The 17989-nt window shown below is 63.0% G+C and carries 16 protein-coding genes; 6 read left to right on the top strand and 10 right to left on the bottom strand.

The genetic code is table 11. The annotated features are described in order from the left end of the window. Positions 1-2 precede the first annotated feature (2 nt). The 4 genes from JHL16_RS33590 to JHL16_RS33575 are packed head-to-tail and all read right to left on the bottom strand — an operon-like array spanning position 3 to position 4040. Positions 3-842 (bottom strand): DUF6772 family protein, encoded by an 840-nt coding sequence (locus JHL16_RS33590; protein ID WP_200189186.1) that lies wholly within the window; start codon positions 840-842, stop codon positions 3-5. Further along, positions 839-1687 (bottom strand): ABC transporter ATP-binding protein, encoded by an 849-nt coding sequence (locus tag JHL16_RS33585; RefSeq protein WP_200189185.1) that lies wholly within the window; start codon positions 1685-1687, stop codon positions 839-841. The genes JHL16_RS33590 and JHL16_RS33585 overlap by 4 nt, the downstream gene beginning before the upstream one ends. Next, on the bottom strand, positions 1680-2510 hold the full coding sequence (locus JHL16_RS33580; protein WP_200189184.1) for an ABC transporter ATP-binding protein: 831 nt from the start codon (positions 2508-2510) through the stop codon (positions 1680-1682). Before JHL16_RS33580 ends, JHL16_RS33585 begins: the two co-directional genes overlap by 8 nt. 42 nt (positions 2511-2552) lie before the next feature. Beyond that, positions 2553-4040 (bottom strand): ABC transporter substrate-binding protein, encoded by a 1488-nt coding sequence (locus tag JHL16_RS33575; RefSeq protein WP_200189183.1) that lies wholly within the window; start codon positions 4038-4040, stop codon positions 2553-2555. Between the two features lie 140 nt (positions 4041-4180). Here JHL16_RS33575 and JHL16_RS33570 point away from each other — a divergent pair, with 140 nt between their 5' ends. Continuing rightward, entirely contained in the window at positions 4181-4924 is a 744-nt protein-coding gene (locus JHL16_RS33570; protein WP_200189182.1) for a FadR/GntR family transcriptional regulator, read from the top strand. 6 nt (positions 4925-4930) lie between these two features. Here the strand turns inward: JHL16_RS33570 and JHL16_RS33565 are convergent, their stop codons facing one another. Both JHL16_RS33565 and JHL16_RS33560 read right to left on the bottom strand, forming a co-directional pair. Next, the gene (locus JHL16_RS33565; protein WP_200189181.1) at positions 4931-5251 is read right to left on the bottom strand and encodes a DUF4387 domain-containing protein; all 321 of its coding nucleotides are present in this window, start codon (positions 5249-5251) and stop codon (positions 4931-4933) included. A gap of 14 nt (positions 5252-5265) precedes the next feature. Next, positions 5266-6639, bottom strand: coding sequence for an acyclic terpene utilization AtuA family protein (locus tag JHL16_RS33560; RefSeq protein WP_246771248.1), 1374 nt, complete (start codon positions 6637-6639; stop codon positions 5266-5268). Between the two features lie 119 nt (positions 6640-6758). Between JHL16_RS33560 and JHL16_RS33555 the strand changes: the two genes are divergently transcribed. The 4 genes from JHL16_RS33555 to JHL16_RS33540 are packed head-to-tail and all read left to right on the top strand — an operon-like array spanning position 6759 to position 11394. Then, positions 6759-7484, top strand: coding sequence for a GntR family transcriptional regulator (locus tag JHL16_RS33555; RefSeq protein ID WP_200189179.1), 726 nt, complete (start codon positions 6759-6761; stop codon positions 7482-7484). Positions 7485-7497: 13 nt separating this feature from the next. After that, positions 7498-8565: an ABC transporter substrate-binding protein gene (locus JHL16_RS33550; RefSeq protein WP_200189178.1), complete on the top strand. Its 1068-nt coding sequence runs from the start codon at positions 7498-7500 to the stop codon at positions 8563-8565. Next, a complete protein-coding gene (locus JHL16_RS33545; protein ID WP_200189177.1) occupies positions 8562-10316 on the top strand; it encodes an ABC transporter permease in 1755 nt (584 codons plus the stop codon). The genes JHL16_RS33550 and JHL16_RS33545 overlap by 4 nt, the downstream gene beginning before the upstream one ends. Further along, on the top strand, positions 10309-11394 hold the full coding sequence (locus JHL16_RS33540) for an ABC transporter ATP-binding protein (protein ID WP_200189176.1): 1086 nt from the start codon (positions 10309-10311) through the stop codon (positions 11392-11394). Before JHL16_RS33545 ends, JHL16_RS33540 begins: the two co-directional genes overlap by 8 nt. Here the strand turns inward: JHL16_RS33540 and JHL16_RS33535 are convergent. The 4 genes from JHL16_RS33535 to JHL16_RS33520 form a co-directional block, all read right to left on the bottom strand. Next, positions 11373-12368 carry a dipeptidase gene (locus tag JHL16_RS33535; RefSeq protein ID WP_200189175.1) on the bottom strand — a complete coding sequence of 332 codons (996 nt, stop codon included), beginning with the start codon at positions 12366-12368 and terminating at the stop codon, positions 11373-11375. The two genes, JHL16_RS33540 and JHL16_RS33535, sit on opposite strands and share 22 nt — an antisense overlap. 2 nt (positions 12369-12370) lie before the next feature. After that, on the bottom strand, positions 12371-13936 hold the full coding sequence (locus tag JHL16_RS33530) for an ABC transporter substrate-binding protein (protein ID WP_200189174.1): 1566 nt from the start codon (positions 13934-13936) through the stop codon (positions 12371-12373). A 93-nt stretch (positions 13937-14029) separates the two neighbouring features. Then, complete coding sequence (gene gcvA, locus JHL16_RS33525; protein ID WP_200189173.1) at positions 14030-14992, bottom strand: transcriptional regulator GcvA; 963 nt, start codon at positions 14990-14992, stop codon at positions 14030-14032. A gap of 2 nt (positions 14993-14994) precedes the next feature. Next, the gene (locus tag JHL16_RS33520) at positions 14995-15456 is read right to left on the bottom strand and encodes an Lrp/AsnC family transcriptional regulator (protein WP_165167801.1); all 462 of its coding nucleotides are present in this window, start codon (positions 15454-15456) and stop codon (positions 14995-14997) included. A 130-nt stretch (positions 15457-15586) separates the two neighbouring features. On the opposite strand from JHL16_RS33520, the gene JHL16_RS33515 reads away from it, so the two are divergent. Then, positions 15587-17983, top strand: coding sequence for a transketolase (locus tag JHL16_RS33515; RefSeq protein WP_200189172.1), 2397 nt, complete (start codon positions 15587-15589; stop codon positions 17981-17983). Positions 17984-17989 lie beyond the last annotated feature (6 nt).

Raw genomic sequence — 17989 nt, 5'->3', positions numbered from 1 at the left:
TTTCAACCCTCCGTCGAATAAAGAACGCTGTCGAGATAGAGATAGGCCCGCTTGTCGACGTCGGTCTCGACGAAGAAGATCGTGTTCAGGAGGCCACGCAGATTGGGCATGATCGCGATTTCGAACGGGGCGAGTGATTCGGCGTTCATGACGATGTCATTGCAGCGCACCGTCTCGAAGCGCATGGTCGCGAGATTGAAGGTCACCGAGAGATAATGCCAGTTCATCTTGCTGGCGAGCTCATTGCCGCACATTTCGTGCTGGCCGTTCGGAATATCGGCGTAACCTTCATCGGCATAGTGATTGATCGAGACGGTCTCGCCGCGCGTGCCGATGTCGCGCTTGCCCGGCTTCTCGACCTTGACCTGCCACTTGCCGATCTTCTGGCCGTCGCGGGCATGGAGATAGCGCACCCGGGGCAGCATGCGCAGCCGGTCGTCCTGGAGGTCGAGCAGGAAGCCGAAGCCACGCACGTCGGTTTCCGACAGGCGCAATTCGGTCGCCTCCGACTTGATGCCGAACCAGGTTTCCATTCGGATGCGCGACAGCTTCGTCCAGGTGAGGCGTTTGGTGCACACCGCGACACTGCCCTTGCGCGGGCGGGTGGCGAGCTTCAGCGCATAAGTCCCGTCGAGCGAGCCTGCCGTGCCCGTGTCCCACATCGGCCGGTTGCTCAGCTGCGGCGGCCGGAAATCGGCCATTTCGGGGATGATCTCGTCGAGTGTGCCTTCGTAATTGCCGATCGTCTCGGTGAAGCCGTTATATCCCGTATCGAAATCGGCGTGGTAGATGATGCGCGGCAAGGGCTCGAACTTGTCGAAGCAGCGCTCGTTCAAGATCATCGGGTCTTCTCCTGTTCTTCTGGATTGTCGGAACGCGCCTGGACGCTGGCGAGCAGCGTCCCGCGGTCTGAAAGCCGCGGCGCCGAGGCGACGAGCTTGCGCGTATAAGGATGGCTGGGTGTGCGGATGGTGGCTGAGGTGTCGCCTTGCTCGACGATGCGGCCGCCCTGCATCACGATGATGCGTTCGGCGATGCGGTTCACCACAGCGAGATTATGCGAGATGAAGAGCAGCGCATAACCCTCGCGCTTGAGATCGGCGAAGAGATCGAGGATCTGCGCCTGGATCGATACGTCGAGCGCCGAGGTCGGCTCGTCGCAGATGAGAAGGCGGGGCTCGGTGGCGAGCGCCCGGGCGATCGAGATGCGCTGGCGCTGCCCGCCCGAGAAGGCATGCGGATGGCGCTCGAGCGCCTCCGCGTCGAGCCCGACCTTGCCGAGAAGCGAGACCGCCTGCTGGCGCCGCTGCTGCTTCGCCATGCCGGGGCGCCATAGAGCGATCACCTCGTCGAGGATCCGTCCGACCGTCTGGAACGGGTTGAGCGTCGCGGTGTGATCCTGGAAGATCATCTGGATTCCATGCCGGGCGGCGCTGCCGCGCCGGTTCGGCAGTTCCTTGCCGTCGATGCGGATATGGCCTTTGGTCGGCGTGACGAGGCCGACGATCGTCCGTGCCAGGGTGGATTTGCCGCTTCCCGATTCACCGACGACGCCGATGGCTTCGCCGCGCTCGAGGACGAGCGAGATATCGGACAATGCATGAAGCCGTCGTACCGCGCGACCTGTGGCGTCGCGGATGTCATAGACGACATCGAGACCGTCGACGTCGAGCAGCGCGTCAGCCATGAGCGCCTCGCCGCCCTGGCGCGTCGCCGATATCGGGAACTGCGGCGATGAGCCTGCGGGTATAATCCTGCATGGGCGATCGGCAGATCTGTTCGGCATCGCCGCGCTCGACGATTTCCCCCTTGTTCATCACCAGCACCTGGTCGGCGAGCTGATAGACGATGCCGAGATCGTGGGTGATGAGGAGCACGCTCATCTTCATCATGCGGCGCAATTCATCGATGAGCGCCAGGATTTCAGCCTGGACGGTCACGTCGAGAGCGCTGGTCGGCTCGTCGGCGATGAGGATGCGGGGTCTGAGCGCGATGGCGCCGGCGATCACGATGCGTTGCTTCATGCCGCCGGAAAAGGAATGCGGATAATCGGACGCCCGCGCGGCCGCGGACGCGATGCGTACCTGGTCGAGGGCGCGGATGGCTTCGTGGCGCGCGGCGTTCCAGCCCATGCCTTGATGGAGTACGAAAAGCTCGGCGATCTGGTCGCCGACCGTCATGGTCGGATCGAGCGAGCGGCCGGGATCCTGGGTGACATAACCGATCGATGTGCCGCGCAGATGCGCGAATCCGGCGTCATCGACCGACGTCAGCTCTCTATCGAGGATCCTGAGGCGTGAGAAGGAGACGTCAAATTGTTCGGTATCGGTGAGCCCGAGCAGGACGGAAGCAGTGAGACTCTTGCCGCTGCCCGATTCGCCGATGAGTGCGCTGATGCGGCCGTGCGGCACGGCGAAGGAAATGTCGTGCACCAGCGGCAGCGGCGTCGCATCCTCGCGGCGCGCGGCGATGGAGAGCCCGGCGGCTTCGATATCGTAGTCTTCTTTCATGTCCGCCGGGCTTGTCATTCTACCAAGGCAATGGTCGAAGGATTACTTGATCTCGACGTCGCGGAAGCGCGGCGCCATGGTCGGGGCGAGCTGGATGCCGGTCACATTGGCGCGATGGGCATAGACCGCCTTGGCTTCCGACGGGAATATGCCGACCGCGTCATCCCAGATGATCTTGATCGCCTTGGCATAGAGTTCCTTGCGCTTGGCCTGGTCGGAGTCGCGGCGCGCCTCGAGGAGCAGCTTGTCGAGGTCCGGATTGGCGTAGCCGTTTTCCTTGTTCTCGCCGAGATAGAGCCGGCCGATCGTGTAGTCGGCGTCTTCGGTGTAGGAAGGGTTGGTGGCGAGCACCATGTCCCAGTCGAGATCGCGCAGCGCCGCCGTCCACACCGCATGCTCCTGCTGCAGCGGCGTGACCTTGACGCCGATCTTGTCCCAGTAGGACACGAAAGCGAGCGCCATCTGGTCGACCGAGGCGCCGAAATTCTGCGAATATTTGAGCTCGGCCGAGAAGCCTTGCGGATAGCCCGCTTCGGCCAGGAGTTTCTTGGCGAGTTCCGGATCGTAGGAATAGGGCTCCTGCGGCGCATAGCCGAAGACGGTCTCGGCGATCGGCGCCTTGCCGATGGATCCCGTCAGCGGCAGAAGGTCACCGACGACCTGCTTCACGTCGACGGCGTGCCACAAAGCCTGCCGCACCCGCGCATCCTTGAACGGGCCGCGGCTGCTGTTGAACCAGTTGTAGTAATAGAGGACCGAGGGAACGATGCTGACGGTGACGTCGCTGTTCGACTGCAGCGACGGGATCTGGTCGTCGGGAACGCCCCAGGTCACGTCGATCTCGTCGTTGAGCAGCGCTGTTACCCGCCCGGTGAGCTCCGGGATGGTCTTGAAGCTGATGCCGTCGATCTTGGGAGCGCCACCCCAGTAATTGGGATTGGCCTTGAGCGTCAGCGTCTGGCCTGGCTCGAAGCTTTCGATCGAAAAGGCGCCAGTACCGGGAAGCCGCACCGCCGCGCCATATTCGCCATTGGCCGCGGCGATGGCTTCAGAGGGCGCGATTTGCAGCAGCGCCACGTTCCTGAGGAAAGGGCCGACCGATTCCTTGAGCTTGACGATCACGGTCTTGGCGTCCGGCGCGTCGACGCTGTCGAGCTGTGTCCACAGGCGGGCAAGGCCGCCTTTGGCCTTGGCCAGTCTTTCGATCGAGGCTTTCACATCCGCCGCATCGAGGCTGGTGCCGTCATGGAAGGCGACACCATCGCGCAAGGTGAAGCGCCAGGTCTTGTCGTCGACCTGCTGCCATTCGGTGGCGAGGCGGCCGACCGGCTCGCCGTCCTTGAATTCGAGGAGTGGATCGTAGATCTGGCGTCCGGCCATGATCGTGTCGCGCACCACCGAATTCGAGCCATGCGGATCGATGTCGTTGATGGGGGCAGGCGCCGAGACGCGCAGCGTCTTGGCGTCGGTAAGGCTCGTGCTGGCGGCGAGCGCGGCCGCGGCGAGGAAGGCGAGAAGTCCCTTGCGCATAATTCACTCCCTTTTTTGATTATCACATATTTGTAAATTTCTGGGGGAATAAATTACATATTGGTCTGAAAGGTCAAGAAAAGAATCGACAACTCTGCAAATTTGTGAGATTTGTCATTACAAATTTGTTCGTAAGGGCAATGATGAACGATACAACTTTTGAGACTTTGCCGGGCCGGCGGCGCAGCGATGTCGTCTATAAGACACTGCTCGACCGCCTCTATTCGGGCCAATATGCGCGCTTCTCGCGACTGCCGACCGAGCGCGAGCTCACCGAGGAATTCGACGTCTCGCGCCCCGTGATACGCAACGCCTTGGCGAAATTGCGCGACAACGGGCTCATCCGCTCGGTGCAGGGCTCAGGCAGCATCGTTCTTTATGAGCATGCACGCGGCGATGATGCCTCCGCCGGCCAGGTGAGCATCGGTGACTTCCAGAAATGTTTCGAGTTCCGAGTTCTGGTCGAGCAGGAGGCCGCCTTCCTGGCCGCCAAGCATTGCGACCGCGCCGCCCTCGATGTCATCCGCCAGAATATCGACGAGGTCGATCGTTATGTTCAGCGCGGCGAGTATCGCATCGGTAAGTCTTTCGACTTCCATCGCGCCATCGCCATGGCATCGGAGAACCCCTTCATCGTTCAGGCACTCGATCGCGTGCAGGACTTCATCGGCTTCAAGATCTATATCGCGCGCTCCATGTCGCTGCCCAATCCGGTTGAGCGTCTGGCGCTGATCAATGGCGAGCACTCCGCGATCCTGTCGCTCATCGAGCGGCGCGAAGGCGAGGAAGCCCGCGCGCTGATGCGCAGTCATATCGAAAGAGCGCGCGATTTGTTCCTGGGGTGCCTGCCGCTCGAGGTCGTGTCCGATCGAGAGGGCCGCTGACCCGGGTTATTTCACCGGCAGGTCGGGGATATCGATCTCCATGAGCGGCGCGAATTGCTGGCCGCCATGAAGATCGCCATCGGCCGGATCGCCGGCGGGGAGCGCCCGGGGGATCGTCGCCTTGAAGGCCAGCGCATTGTCACAGACGAAGAACTGGATCTGATTGGGCGAGCAATGCAGGAGGCTTGCGAGCGCCGCGGGATTGAGCGCGCCCGACGCCTTCACATGCTCGTAGGCTCTGGCGTCCGAGAACATGATGTCGAAAGTGAGCGAGAACGGGCCCGCATTCTTGCTGCGGATGAGGCTCGTCAATTCATGGAGTTTCATAGGCATCCTTGAAATCAGGCGCTGAGCGTCACGACGTCCAGGCGGAACATCTCCATCGGATCATGCGGCAGCACGACATGATGGACGCAGAAACGCCAATAGGGCCCGCGTTCTATATAGGCGCGGTTGAACAGGCAGGCGAAGCCGGTGATCGAGCCCGACCATTCGGGGATCGGATGATGCAGCAGGGGCTGCCGGCTGAGCTCGGCGATCTTGGTGGCGAGCTCCTGCGTCGGCGCGCTGAGGCAGACGACGAGGCCGATCTCATGCGGCGGCTCTTCGAGCTTCGGCTCGCGACCGCCCATCACGGCATTGCGGCCGTAGGCATGGACATCGATGCGCCAGTCGGAAGCGGCAAGGCGATTGCCCAGCAGCTTGCCGACCCGCTCGGTGATCTCCGCCTTCACTTCGCCGATCCAGCGGTCGAATTGCCGGATGATGAAGGGGTCGCGGATGCCGCCGACGATCACCGTCTGGTAGCCCGCGAGCTCGACGCCTTCGAGCTTCACGCTGTATTGATCGGCGGGAATATAGCCGGAGCCCGAGATCTTCACGCTCACCGGATCATGCTGGGTAAAGCGCGCATGAGTGAGATCGAGCGTCCCTGAGCATTCGCGATGCAGATAGGGATCGCCATTTTCATAGAGACTGTGCGAGGCGACACTTTGCGGCGTGCAGCGCAGATCGCGGCCGAGTGGCGTGATGATCGCGTGGTCCTGGGTCAGCTCGCCATACATGGTGCCGCGCCGATAGGTCTCGCAGGTGAGCGTGCCGCATTCGACCACTTTGCCCGCGTGCCAGGCGAGGCCTTCCGGAATGCCGCGTTTGATCGGCAGCGCGGCGAAGAGGGCGGAATCGCTGCAGCGCCCCGCCAGCACGAGATCGACATTGTGGCCGAGCGCCTCTTGCAGCGGCTCGGCGCCCATCATGCCGACGATGCGCGTGCTGCGCTCGATCGTGTCTTCATCGAAGTGCGGCGCGTTTTCGAGCGGCCGGATGCGCCCCTCGCGCAGCATCTTCTTGAGATAGTCCTTGCTCTGCTCGGCGCGGATGACGGCGACCCGCAGGGGATCGAGCTTGCGCGTCGAGACCACGTCGCGCACCACATCGAGCGTCCTCTCGACATGCGGATCGCCGCCGGCGGTATCGGCCGAGCCGATCAGGATCGGCGTGCCGCGCGGCACTTCGCTGAGCAGGATATCGAGATCGTGCCTTATCGCCTCATAGGCATAGGCGCCATTCCCGGCGCCCAGGTGATAGGGCCCGGCATCGATCGTGCCGGCATCCGAGGCGACGAAATCCGGCCCGCGGGCGAGGCCTTCGCGGAAGGAAGGCAGGTCGATTCCGGAGCCGACGGCCCCGGACGAACAGAGGAATTTTACCGGCAAGATCGCTCCTGTTGCGGACGAGTTCGGCTCATCTCTCGCAAGTTTCATTCAGATTGTCGACCAGAATTTCCAAAACTTCACTATTGACAGCAGTTTTATGAAATCTGATAGTCGACCTCATGCAAATTGTCGACAATCAAGTTGCCGAGGACGGCGAAGCGCCTTTGTCCGACCGGATTGTCCGGGCCATCTCGGACGCCATCATTTCGGGCGATCTCCCCGGCGGGGCGTGGCTGCGCGAATCCGAACTCGCCAGCCGGTTCGGGGTCAGCCGGGCGCCTCTGCGCGAGGCGCTCAGGCTCCTGGAGGAGCGCCGTCTCATCGAGCGCCTGCCCTATAGCGGGGTCAGGGTCATCCAGCTGACGCTGAAGATGGTCGCCGATCTCTATGAGATCCGCGCCGCACTCGAGGCGATCGCCTGCCAGCGCGCCGCGCAACGCATCACGCCGGACGATATTGCAGCACTCGAAGCGATGCTCGCCGCCGAAGGCGAGCAGATCGATGGCATAGAGCGCGATCGTCAACGCCGTCTGTCGCCGATTCGCGACTTCCACACGCGTCTCGCCGAGATCGCCGGCAATGACGAATTGCTACGCCTTCTCTCGCGCGATCTCTGGCGTCACGCCCGCAGCTATTATCACAGCGCGTGGAAGACTTTGTCGGAGCGCAGCCGCGCGGCGCATTTCGAGCACGTCGCCATTCTCGAGGCGTTGAAGCACCGCGATGGCGAGCTGGCAGCACTCTTGATGCGCCGCCACATCGACCATTCGCGCGCCATCCTGGAACGCCATATCGCCGAGCAGGATAAGAACGAAGCCTCGGCCGGCGGACAAAAATCTGAATAACAAGGAGGAAGACATGAAGGGCATGAAGGGCGCCTTATTGGCGCTGGCGATTTTCATTGGCGGGGCCATGCCGGCTTTGGCTGAAGTGAAGGACGATCCGGCGGTCGTCGAGGCGAGCAAGGCTGAAGCGGGTATTCTCGTCTATTCGAATCTCGAGCCGGAATTCTGGGAGCCGGTGCTCAAGCTGTTCAACGAGAAATATCCCTGGATCAAGGTCGAGGCCACCAATATGGGCGGCGACCTGTGGGAGAAATATTACGCCGAGAGCTCGACCAAGACGCGCACCGCCGATCTCATCCTGACCGGTGGCGCCGATCGCTGGCTCGAATTCATCGACAAGGGCGAGGCGGTTCCTTACGTGTCGCCGCACACCGCCGATCTGCCCGAATGGAGCCGGCCTTTCCCCGGGCTCTACAGCGCGTCGACCGACCCGATCATCATCGCCTACAACAAATTCGTGGTGCCGGCCGAAAAGGCGCCGAAATCGGTGGCCGATGTTGCCGCCCTCGCGCCCGATCTCAAAGGCAAGATCTCGACCTATGACGCTGCCGCCAATCCTTTCGGCCTGTCGCTGTTCTGGACCTGGGCCCGCGACCGTTCCGAATTGTGGTCGCTGATGGAGAAGATCGGCCCTTCGGCGCGACCCGAGCGCAGCGCCGGCACGATCCGCGACAAGGTCCTCTCCGGCGAATATGGCATCGGCCTGTTCCTGTCGGGCGTCAATATTCCGCGTCTCAGCCGTCCGGATGTCGAAAAGCTGGTCGGCTGGTCCTTCCCGGCCGATGGCACGCCGATCGTGCTGCGTGGGCTTGCGCTCACCAAAGCGGCATCGAGCCCGAACTCGGCCAAGCTGCTGCTCGACACGCTTCTGTCGCGTGACGGCCAGATCGCGCTGGCGCAGAACGGTGTGACGCCCTATCGCCCCGACATCAAGAAGGGGGACGTGCCCTTCTTCAGCTATGGCAGCATTGTCGAGCAGGTCGGCGAGAAGAACATCCTGATCGTCGGTTATGACCGTGATCTCGTCACCAATCGCGACGCGTTCACGGCCCGCTGGAAGGCCGCCTTCACGCCGCAATGACGGTGAAAGACGACGTTTCGTCCGGCGCGGCGGCCGCACTGCCGCGCCGGACCTCGAGATCGCAAGGCGACAGCCTCGCCGAGACGGCGGCGCAATCGGGCATCGGCCTCGTCTGCCTCGCGCTCGTCGCCATCCCGCTGGTGCCGTTGATCCTGCAGGCCTTCAGCGCCGTGCCGCTCTACGCCTGGGACGGCGCCTTCACCCTCGCCAATTTCAGTAATCTCTTCAGCCTGCCGGAGATTCCGGGGCTCGCCACCGTCACGCTGGTCTTCTGCCTCATCTCCATCGGCTTCTCGCTCATCTTCGGCACGGTGCTGGCGCTGCTGGTCGGGCGCACCAATCTTCCCTCCCGTGGTTTCTTCGCCAACATCCTGCTGTGGCCGATCTTCGTATCGCCCTTGATCATCGGTTTCGGCGCCATCCTCACCTATGGGCCGTCGGGTTATGTGAGCGCGCTGTTCGTCAATCTCTTCGGCGGCGAGGCGCCGTGGAACATCTATACGGTCACCGGCCTCTCGCTGATCTCCGGCATCGCCATGGTGCCGATGACCATTCTCTATTGTCTTTCCTCCGCCCAGCAGCAGGACCCGCGGCTCGAAGCGGCGGCGCGCATCGCCGGCGCCGGACCTCTGCGCATCGTCACCCGCATCACATTACCGCTGATGCGCCCGGCCATCGTCTATGGCTTCGTCATGAATGTCGTGGCGGCGCTGGAGATGTTCGCCATTCCGCTGCTGCTCGGCGGCCCGGTCGGCATCCAGCTCATCACCACCTTCATCTATGACAAAGGCTTCGAAGCGGGCCGGCCGGATTATGGCCTCGTCTCGGCCGCCGCCCTCATCCTTCTCGTCCTCGTGTCGCTGCTCGTCGCCTTGCAGCATGTGCTGCTCGCCCGCGCCCACCGTTTCATCAGCATCGGGCCGAAGGGTGGACGCCTTGAGCCGCTCGATCTCGGCCGTTGGCGCTGGCCGGCTTTCGGTGCCGTTCTGCTTTATGTCGGGCTCACCATCGGCGCGCTCGGCTTCGGGCTTCTGCTGCGCTCCTTCGTCACCGTGCTGTCGCCCTTCATCTCGCCATTCGAGGTGCTGACTTTCGAGAATTACCGCGAGACTTTCATGAACGGGACCTATGCAAGGTCCATTCTCAACACGATCCTGCTCGCGGTGGGTGGTGGTTTCCTCGGCACGCTCATCATCGGCGCGCTCGCCTTCGTCGCCCAGCGCTCGGAATTCCGTTTCCGCCGCCTGGTCGATCTTCTGGCGCAGCTACCGCGCGCCGTGCCGGGCCTCATCGTCAGCCTCGGCGTGTTTTATGCCATTGTCCTCGTGCCGGGCTTCGGCTTCCTCGCCGGAACGCTCTGGGTGCTGGCGCTGGCTTACATCATCCGCCATCTGCCGGCGGGCTACGGCATCGTGGCGCCCGCCATGCTGCAGGTGACGCGTGACTTCGACCGCGCCGCGCGCGTCGTCGGCGCGTCCTGGTCGCAGACGGTACGCCGCATCGTGGCGCCCATCCTGAAACCTGCTTTCCTGTCCTGCTACACTTTGCTGGTGATCCTGTTCTTCAAGGAATATGCGGCGGCGATCTTCCTCTATCGGCCCGGCAACGAGGTCATCTCCATGGCCATGCTCAGCGCCTGGGTGCCGGGTTATACCGGCGTCGTCGCCTCACTCTCGGTCATCCAGATCGCCATCACCGCGCTTCTGATCTTCATCGCCACCCGTCTGTTCGGAGTGAAACTTCATGGCTGACGTCGTCGTCGAAGCCTTGGGCCGCCGGATCGGCGTGCTCGAAATCCTGCGGGATGTCACCTTCCGCGTCGGCGAGGGGGAATTCGTCACGCTTCTGGGGCCGTCCGGCTGCGGCAAGTCGACGACACTCAACGCGTTGGCCGGCCTCGACCGGCCGACCTCGGGCCGCATCACCATGGGTGGGCGTGTGCTTTATGATGACGCCGCGAATATCTTCGTCGATGCGCGCTTCCGCGATCTGGGCCTCATGTTCCAGTCCTATGCTCTGTGGCCGCATATGACGGTGGCGCAGAATCTCGATTTCACGCTGGAGATCCGCAAGATCCGCGGCGAGGAAGCGCGCCGGCGCATCGCCGAGACGCTGGCGCTTGTCGACATGGACACCTATGCCGGCCGCTATCCGGGCGAGCTCTCGGGCGGCCAGCAGCAGCGCGTGGCGCTCGCCCGCACGCTCGTCTATCAGCCGCGCGTGCTGCTCCTCGATGAGCCTCTGTCCAATCTCGACGCCAAATTGCGCGACAAGGCGCGGGAATGGCTGCGCGATCTGCAGCAGCGTACCGGCGTCACCACGATCTATGTCACCCATGACCAGACCGAGGCCCTGTCGCTCAGCGACCGCATCATCGTCATGGAGAAGGGGCGCATCGTCCAGGACGGCACGCCGGATGATGTCTATGACCGTCCCGTCAATCCTTTCGTCGCCGATTTCGTCGGCGCCAGCAATCTGCTGCCGGCAGAGCTGACCGCGATCGGCGCCAGTGACATGCGGATTTCCGTCGGCGCCGGCCTCGCGATCACCGCAGCGCGGGCGGCCAGGCGCCTGGTGCCAGGCCCGGTCACCTTGTCGATCAGGCCGGAGCGTGTCGAATTCTGCGCCACGGAAGGCCAAGCGGGGCCGAACGAGTTCGATGTCGATATCGCCTCTTCGAGTTATCAGGGCGCGCGTTTCGTCCACGCCTTCAAGCTCGGTCCGCATCTGCTGCGGGCGGAATCCGCCTCGCGCCCCGCCACGAAGGCGGTGCGCGTGAGATTGCCCGAAGCGGCGCTGCAGGTCTTTCAGGCGGAGGTGGGCCGCTGATGCTGGCGCAGGACTCTCAAATAGTTCTCACCCAGAATGCCGCGCACATGCGCCGGCGAATAGCCTGATTTGAGCAGCATTGCCGCCAGCTCGAGGATCTGTTCCGGCTGGGCATGATCGGGATAGATGGGCGCCGCGCCGTCATTGTCGGGCCACAGATCGGGATTGTCCTGCATCCAGCCCCAGATGGCGTCGTAATCCTTCACATAATCGAGGCCGATGCCGACATGCTGGGGCCCCACCAGATTGGCGATGTAATCCACATGGCGGAACATCGCCTCCGTCGTCGCCTTCGTCTCGCCGAGGAACTCGTTCACGCCATTGATACCGATGATGCCGCCCGTGCGGGCACAGGCTTTGATCTGATCGTCCTTGATGTTGCGGTAATGCGGGACCAGCGCGTGGGCATTGGAATGCGAGAAGATGAACGGCCGTGCGCAGATTTCGATCGCCTCCATGCTCGTGCGGTAGCCCGTATGTGAGCCATCGACGATCATGGCGGCGCGGTTCATCGCCTCGATGAGACGGATCCCATAGCGGCTGAGCCCGGCATCGGTTCGCTCGACGCAGCCGTCGCCCACGAGATTCTTCTGATTATAGGCGAGAAGCACATGGCGGACACCGAGCTCGGCAAAAAGCTCGACGAGCTCGACCGAACCGTCGAAAGGCTCGGTGCCCTGAAAATGGAAGCCGACCGCCAGAAGGCCCTTCTGCTTGGCCGCCATGATCTCATCGGCGGTGGTCGCGAAGCTCAGCGTGTCAGGCCGGGCGGCGATATGATCTTTCACTCGGGCGATATGCCGGATGGTCGAATTCAGCGAATTCTCCGGCACGCTGACCGTGAGCGACACGAAATCGACACCCGCTTTCTTGAAGCGGGGCAAGGTGATGTCCTGGTCTACCATATGATCGGTGAACCAGGGCAGCGTCATGTCGCAGATGATCGGATTATCCAGTGTCTCGATGATAGTCATGATCAGGTGTCGAGCCAGACCTGCTCGGCGCAGCGGCTGCCCATCTGGTCGCTGTTCGGATTGGGCCGGAACCCGCCGACGCGCGGGGTATGGGCATCAATATTGTCGGCGAAGACCGGAATCAGATAGCCGCCGCTTTCCCAGACCAGGTTCTGCATGCGGGCATACATGCCTTTGCGGGCCGCGACATCGGCCGTCGCGCGCGCCTTCACCAGCAGGGTGTCGAATTCCTCGTTCTTCCAGAATGTGTCGTTCCACGGCGAATCGCTCTTGTAAGCGAGCGACAGCATGAGGTCGGCGGTCGGGCGGCCGCCGAACCAGCTCATATAAAATGGCTTCTTCATCCAGATATTGTCCCAGTAGCCGTCATCCGCCTCCTTGACGACATTGACCTCGATCCCCGCCGCTTTGGCCGATTGCTGGAACAGCAAGGCCATATCGACGGCGCCGGCGAAAGCGCCGTCCGCCGCGCTGAGATCGATTGCGAGGCCGGTGAGGCCGGCCTTGCCGAGATAGAATTTCGCCTTGTCGGGATCATAGGCATGCTGCGGCAAAGCGGCGAAGAGCGGATCGCTTGCAGGCACCGACTGATCATTGCCGATACTGCCATAGCCGCCCAGCGCCAGCCTCAGGATGGCGTCGCGGTCGATCGCATGTTTGAGGGCGAGCCTCACATTGCTGTCATTGAACGGCGCGACACGCGTGTCCATGACGAAGCAATAATGGGTGCGTCCAGGCGACGACACGACCTTGGCCTTGCCCGAGCTCGCGAGGCGTGCGGCGGAACGGCTGTCGACGCGGTTGATGATGTCCACCTCGCCGGCCTGCAGCGCATTGAGCCGCGCCGTCCAATCATTGATGGCGATGACCTCGGCCGCATCGACGTAAGGGTGGCCGTCACGGAAATAGCTCTTGTTGCGCTCCGCATAGGAACGCACGCCCGCATCGAAGCTCTTCATGGCGAAGGGGCCGGTCCCGATCGGCTTGCTCCAGTCGCGGAAACCGTGGGGCACGATGCCCAGATGATAGTCGGCAAGGACATAGGGGAAATCCGCGTCGCCGCCGGCCAGCTCGATCTCGACGGCCGTCTTGCCGTCGCTCGCGATGCGCTTGATGCCGCTCAGCAGCGCCTTGGCGCCGGATTTCGAATCCGCCGCGATATGCCGCGTCAGGGAGTAGACGACATCGTCCGCGGTGAGCGTCTTGCCGTCGTGGAATTCGACCCCGTGGCGGAGCTCGAAACGCCATTTGTCGAGCGTGGTATTGCTGCTCCATTTTTCGGCGAGGCCTGCAAGGAGCTCGGTCTTGTCGTCGAGATCGACAAGGCAGCTATAGACCTGCTGGTTCAGATTGGCGCCGACGGAGTTCTGCGTCGTCGCCGGATCCATGCTGTCGGTCGTGCTGGCGCCGCCGAGTCCGAGCCGGAGCGTGCCGCCGCGTTTCGGCTCGCTGGCCTGCACGAAATGTCCGCCCGCAAGGAGACCAAGCCCGCCAATGCCGGCGCCCAGCAGCGCGCGCCGGTTGATGCCCTGCTGCCCTAGTATGTTTCCGCGCTTGTTCTGCGTCATCGCCGTTTCCCTCTTCATCACGTCGGGTGATTTGTTGATTCACCGCAGGGCTTTGGCAAACGAGATTAAGAGCGGCAGGGGTGTGAGCTTTATTCACAGGCGCTTTGATCGTTTCTTCCGCGGGGATTTCCCATCGGCGGGGGTATTTCGCAGGATGGGTTCGGCGGGCGGCCGGCGCAGCTGCGTTTCGGAGAACAGCCAGTCGATGAAGGTCCGCACCAGCGGCGAGCGATTGAGCTCGCGCCGATACACGATATAGAAAGCTTCGGGCGCGACGATGTTGAGATCGAGCGGCACGACGAGGCGGCCTTCGGCAAGCAGATCGACGCCGGTTAGGCTGTCGCACAACGATAAGCCGTGGCCATGGATCGCCGCCAGCGTCGCCAGATGCGCATCCGACATCACATGCTGGGACCCTGTCGCCAGTTCCGGCAGACCCGCGGCGCCGAGCCAGGTGTTCCATTCGCGTCCGTCATCGGCATGCAGAAGCGTGTGTTTGCTGAGATCGGCCATGCTGCGGATCGGCTGCGTGTTGATCAGAGCCGGGCTGCACACCGGAAAGAGTGATGGCTCGAACCACAGCTTCCAGTCGCGATTGGGCCACGCCTCGATCCCATAGGTGATCCAGACGTCAATATCCGGCGCATTGACGCGCTTCTTGTCGTTCGAGGCGATCAGCTTCAGCCGGACTCCCGGATGTCGTTGCGAGAAACGGCTGAGGCGCGGAATGAGCCAGAAGGTCATCAGCGACGGCAGGCAGCTGATCGCGAGGTCTCCTTCGGCGCTGGGCTGGGTGAGGAGCGACACCGCGTCGGTGATCGAGGCGAAGGCCTGGGTCACGCGCGGCAGCAGGGCGGCGCCCTGCGGCGAAAGCCTGATCGCGCCGGCATCGCGGATGAACAGCGCGGTCTTCAAGGTCTTTTCGAGCGCCCGAACCTGATGGCTCACCGCGCCATGGGTGACATTGAGCTCGGCGGCGGCGCGTGACATGGAAAGATGGCGGGCCGCGGCTTCGAAGGCGCGCAGCGGATTGAGCGGCGGCAGTCGCTTCGCCATCGTCACTTCACCGGCAGCGCATGCGAGCGTTTCACCTCGCCGAGCGCGAAGCTCGATTCGATCGAGGCGACGCCGTCGAGCCTGGTGAGCTTCTCCTTGAGAAAGCGCTCATAGGCTTCGAGATCGCTCACCACGATACGCATCAGATAATCGCGCTGCCCGGTCATCAGAAAGCAGTCGACCACTTCCGGCCAGCGCGAGATCGCCTGAGCGAAGCGGTCGAGCTCTTCCTCGCGCTGGCGCTCGAGCTTGACGGAGGCGAAGACGCTGATCGGCAGGCCGACCTTGGCCGGATCGATGACCGCGGCATAACCCTTGATGATGCCGGCTTTCTCCAGATTGCGCACCCGCCGGGCGCAAGGCGAGGCCGAGAGCCCCACCTTGTCGGCGAGCTCCTGCACCGGCATGCGCCCGTCCATCTGCAAGGCGCGCACGATCCTCAGGTCGATATCGTCGAGTTTCATTGTTGGTGATTTCTGCTAATATTTTGATCCTGATAGATGGATATCGCCAATAGCAGCTATCAGACAAGCTGAAATTGGTAAAACTCTCTGCGTCAGTTTTGTTAGCTTGAAGCCCCTTCCGGAGCTGACGATGACCGATCCCCGCTTACCCCTTCTGTCCGATCTCGAGCGCAAGGTTCTGTGGCTCGCCACCTGGACCATCCACAACGCCAACAACATCCGGCCCAAGACCGACGGGTTGAAGGTCGGCGGCCACCAGGCGTCTTCCGCCTCGCTCGCCACCATCATGACGGCGCTTTATTTCGCCGTGCTCGGGCCTGAGGACCGCGTCGCGGTCAAGCCGCATGCGAGCCCGATCTTCCACGCCATCCAATATCTCTTCGGCAACCAGACACTCGAAAAGCTCGAAGCCTTCCGCGCTTATCACGGCGCCCAGTCCTATCCGTCCCGCACCAAGGACATCGACGATGTCGACTTCTCGACCGGCTCGGTGGGCTTGGGCGTCGCCCAGACGCTCTTCTCCTCGCTCGTGCAGGATTATGTGCGCGCCAAGGGCTGGGCGGCGGAACGTCCGGAAGGCCGTATGGTGGCGCTCATCGGCGATGCCGAGATGGATGAAGGAAATATCTTCGAGGCTTTGCTCGAAGGTTGGAAACATGGCCTGCGCAACACCTGGTGGATCGTCGACTATAACCGCCAGAGCCTCGATGCGGTGGTGCGCGAGGGCCTGTGGCAGCGTTTCGAATCGATCTTCCGCAATTTCGGCTGGGATGTCGTCATCCTCAAATATGGAAGGCTGCTCGAGGAAGCTTTCGCCGAGCCGGGTGGTGAACGTCTGCGTGACTGGATCGACAGCTGTCCCAATCAGCTTTATTCGGCCCTGACCTTCCAGGGTGGTGCCGCCTGGCGCAAGCGCCTACGTGACGATATCGGCGACCAGGGTCCGGTCTCGCAATTGATCGAGCGCCGTTCCGACGACGAGGTGGCGCGGCTGATGAGCAATCTCGGCGGCCATGATCTGCCGTCCTTGCTCGAAGCTTTCGAAGCGGCGCAGAAACATGATCGGCCGGTCTGTTTCATCGCTTACACCATCAAGGGCTTCGGCCTGCCGCTCGCCGGTCACAAGGACAATCATGCCGGCCTGATGACGACGACGCAGACGGAAACCCTGCGCGAAACCTTGAAAGTCAGGCCCGGCCATGAATGGGAGCCTTTCGAAGGTCTCGCCACGCCGGCGGCTGAGCTCGCCGCTTTTCTCAAGAAGGCGCCGTTCATTCAGAAGGGTGCCCGCCGATTCGCGAGCCCGCGCATCGCGGTGCCGGCCGAAATCACCACGGCGCAGCCGGCGACGGTCTCGACGCAGGCCGGCTTCGGCAATCTCATGAACGAGATCGGCAAGAGCGACGGCGATCTGGCGCGCCGCATCGTCACCACCTCACCCGATGTGACGGTCTCGACCAATCTCGGCGCCTGGGTCAATCGCCGCGGGCTGTTCGCGCGCACCGAGATGGCCGACACCTTCAAGAAGGAACGCATCGCCTCGACCTTCGCCTGGGAATTCTCGCCCGAGGGCCAGCATTTCGAGCTCGGCATCGCGGAGATGAATCTCTTCATCATGCTGTCGGCGCTGGGGCTCTCGCATTCGATCAATGGCGAGCGTCTCATTCCCATCGGCACGTTGTATGATCCCTTCATCGAGCGCGGCCTCGATGCGCTCAATTACGCCTGCTACCAGGATGCACGTTTCATTCTCGCCGCCACGCCGTCGGGCGTCACGCTGGCGCCGGAAGGTGGCGCCCATCAATCGATCGCGACACCATTGATCGGCATGGCGCAGGACGGTCTCGCGAGCTTCGAGCCGGCCTTTGTCGATGAGCTCGCGGTTATCCTGCGTTTCGCTTTCGACTACATACAGCGCTCGGGCGAGGCCGAGGTCGATGAGACGACGTGGCTGCGCGATGCGGTCGGCGGCTCGATCTACTTGCGCCTCTCGACGCGGCCGATCGACCAGCCGACGCGGGCGATGACGCCCGAGCTCGCCGACGGCATCGTCAATGGCGGCTATTGGATGCGCAAGCCCGGCCCCAATGCCCAGGTCGTCGTCGCTTATACGGGGTGCCTCGCGCCCGAGGCGATCGAGGCCGTTGGGCTCATGGCGGAAGACCGCCGCGATGTCGGCTTGCTCGCCATCACCTCGGCCGACCGGCTCAATGCCGGCTGGACCGCGGCGCAGCGCGCCCGCGAGCATGGTCTCGTCCATGCCAGGAGCCACATCGAGCGCCTGCTCGCCGAGGTGCCGTCGCATTGTGCGCTGGTGACGGTGATCGACGGCCATCCGGCGACCCTCGCCTGGCTTGGCGCCGTCCACGGCCACCGCACCCGCTCGCTGGGCGTCGAGCATTTCGGCCAGACCGGCACGATCGATGATCTCTACCGGCATTACGGCATCGACGCGAATGGCATCGTGGCCGCCGCCCAGGCCGTCTCGCCCGGCCGGCCGATCCGTCAGCTCAAGCTGATGAGCTGAGTGACC

This window comes from Taklimakanibacter albus (assembly GCF_016595235.1).
GTDB classification, from domain to species: Bacteria; Pseudomonadota; Alphaproteobacteria; order Rhizobiales; family Aestuariivirgaceae; genus Taklimakanibacter; species Taklimakanibacter albus.
Note: the sequence above shows the minus strand (reverse complement) of the source record. Positions and strands in the feature narration are given on the sequence as shown.

What these genes read in the sequence shown, in the direction of transcription:
- JHL16_RS33590 (WP_200189186.1), bottom strand. Translation starts at nt 842, where the DNA reads ATGATCTTGAACGAGCGCTGCTTCGACAAGTTCGAGCCCTTGCCGCGC.
- JHL16_RS33585 (WP_200189185.1), bottom strand. Translation starts at nt 1,687, where the DNA reads ATGGCTGACGCGCTGCTCGACGTCGACGGTCTCGATGTCGTCTATGAC.
- JHL16_RS33580 (WP_200189184.1), bottom strand. Translation starts at nt 2,510, where the DNA reads ATGAAAGAAGACTACGATATCGAAGCCGCCGGGCTCTCCATCGCCGCG.
- JHL16_RS33575 (WP_200189183.1), bottom strand. Translation starts at nt 4,040, where the DNA reads ATGCGCAAGGGACTTCTCGCCTTCCTCGCCGCGGCCGCGCTCGCCGCC.
- JHL16_RS33570 (WP_200189182.1), top strand. Translation starts at nt 4,181, where the DNA reads ATGATGAACGATACAACTTTTGAGACTTTGCCGGGCCGGCGGCGCAGC.
- JHL16_RS33565 (WP_200189181.1), bottom strand. Translation starts at nt 5,251, where the DNA reads ATGAAACTCCATGAATTGACGAGCCTCATCCGCAGCAAGAATGCGGGC.
- JHL16_RS33555 (WP_200189179.1), top strand. Translation starts at nt 6,759, where the DNA reads ATGCAAATTGTCGACAATCAAGTTGCCGAGGACGGCGAAGCGCCTTTG.
- JHL16_RS33550 (WP_200189178.1), top strand. Translation starts at nt 7,498, where the DNA reads ATGAAGGGCATGAAGGGCGCCTTATTGGCGCTGGCGATTTTCATTGGC.
- JHL16_RS33545 (WP_200189177.1), top strand. Translation starts at nt 8,562, where the DNA reads ATGACGGTGAAAGACGACGTTTCGTCCGGCGCGGCGGCCGCACTGCCG.
- JHL16_RS33540 (WP_200189176.1), top strand. Translation starts at nt 10,309, where the DNA reads ATGGCTGACGTCGTCGTCGAAGCCTTGGGCCGCCGGATCGGCGTGCTC.
- JHL16_RS33535 (WP_200189175.1), bottom strand. Translation starts at nt 12,368, where the DNA reads ATGACTATCATCGAGACACTGGATAATCCGATCATCTGCGACATGACG.
- JHL16_RS33530 (WP_200189174.1), bottom strand. Translation starts at nt 13,936, where the DNA reads ATGACGCAGAACAAGCGCGGAAACATACTAGGGCAGCAGGGCATCAAC.
- gcvA (WP_200189173.1), bottom strand. Translation starts at nt 14,992, where the DNA reads ATGGCGAAGCGACTGCCGCCGCTCAATCCGCTGCGCGCCTTCGAAGCC.
- JHL16_RS33520 (WP_165167801.1), bottom strand. Translation starts at nt 15,456, where the DNA reads ATGAAACTCGACGATATCGACCTGAGGATCGTGCGCGCCTTGCAGATG.
- JHL16_RS33515 (WP_200189172.1), top strand. Translation starts at nt 15,587, where the DNA reads ATGACCGATCCCCGCTTACCCCTTCTGTCCGATCTCGAGCGCAAGGTT.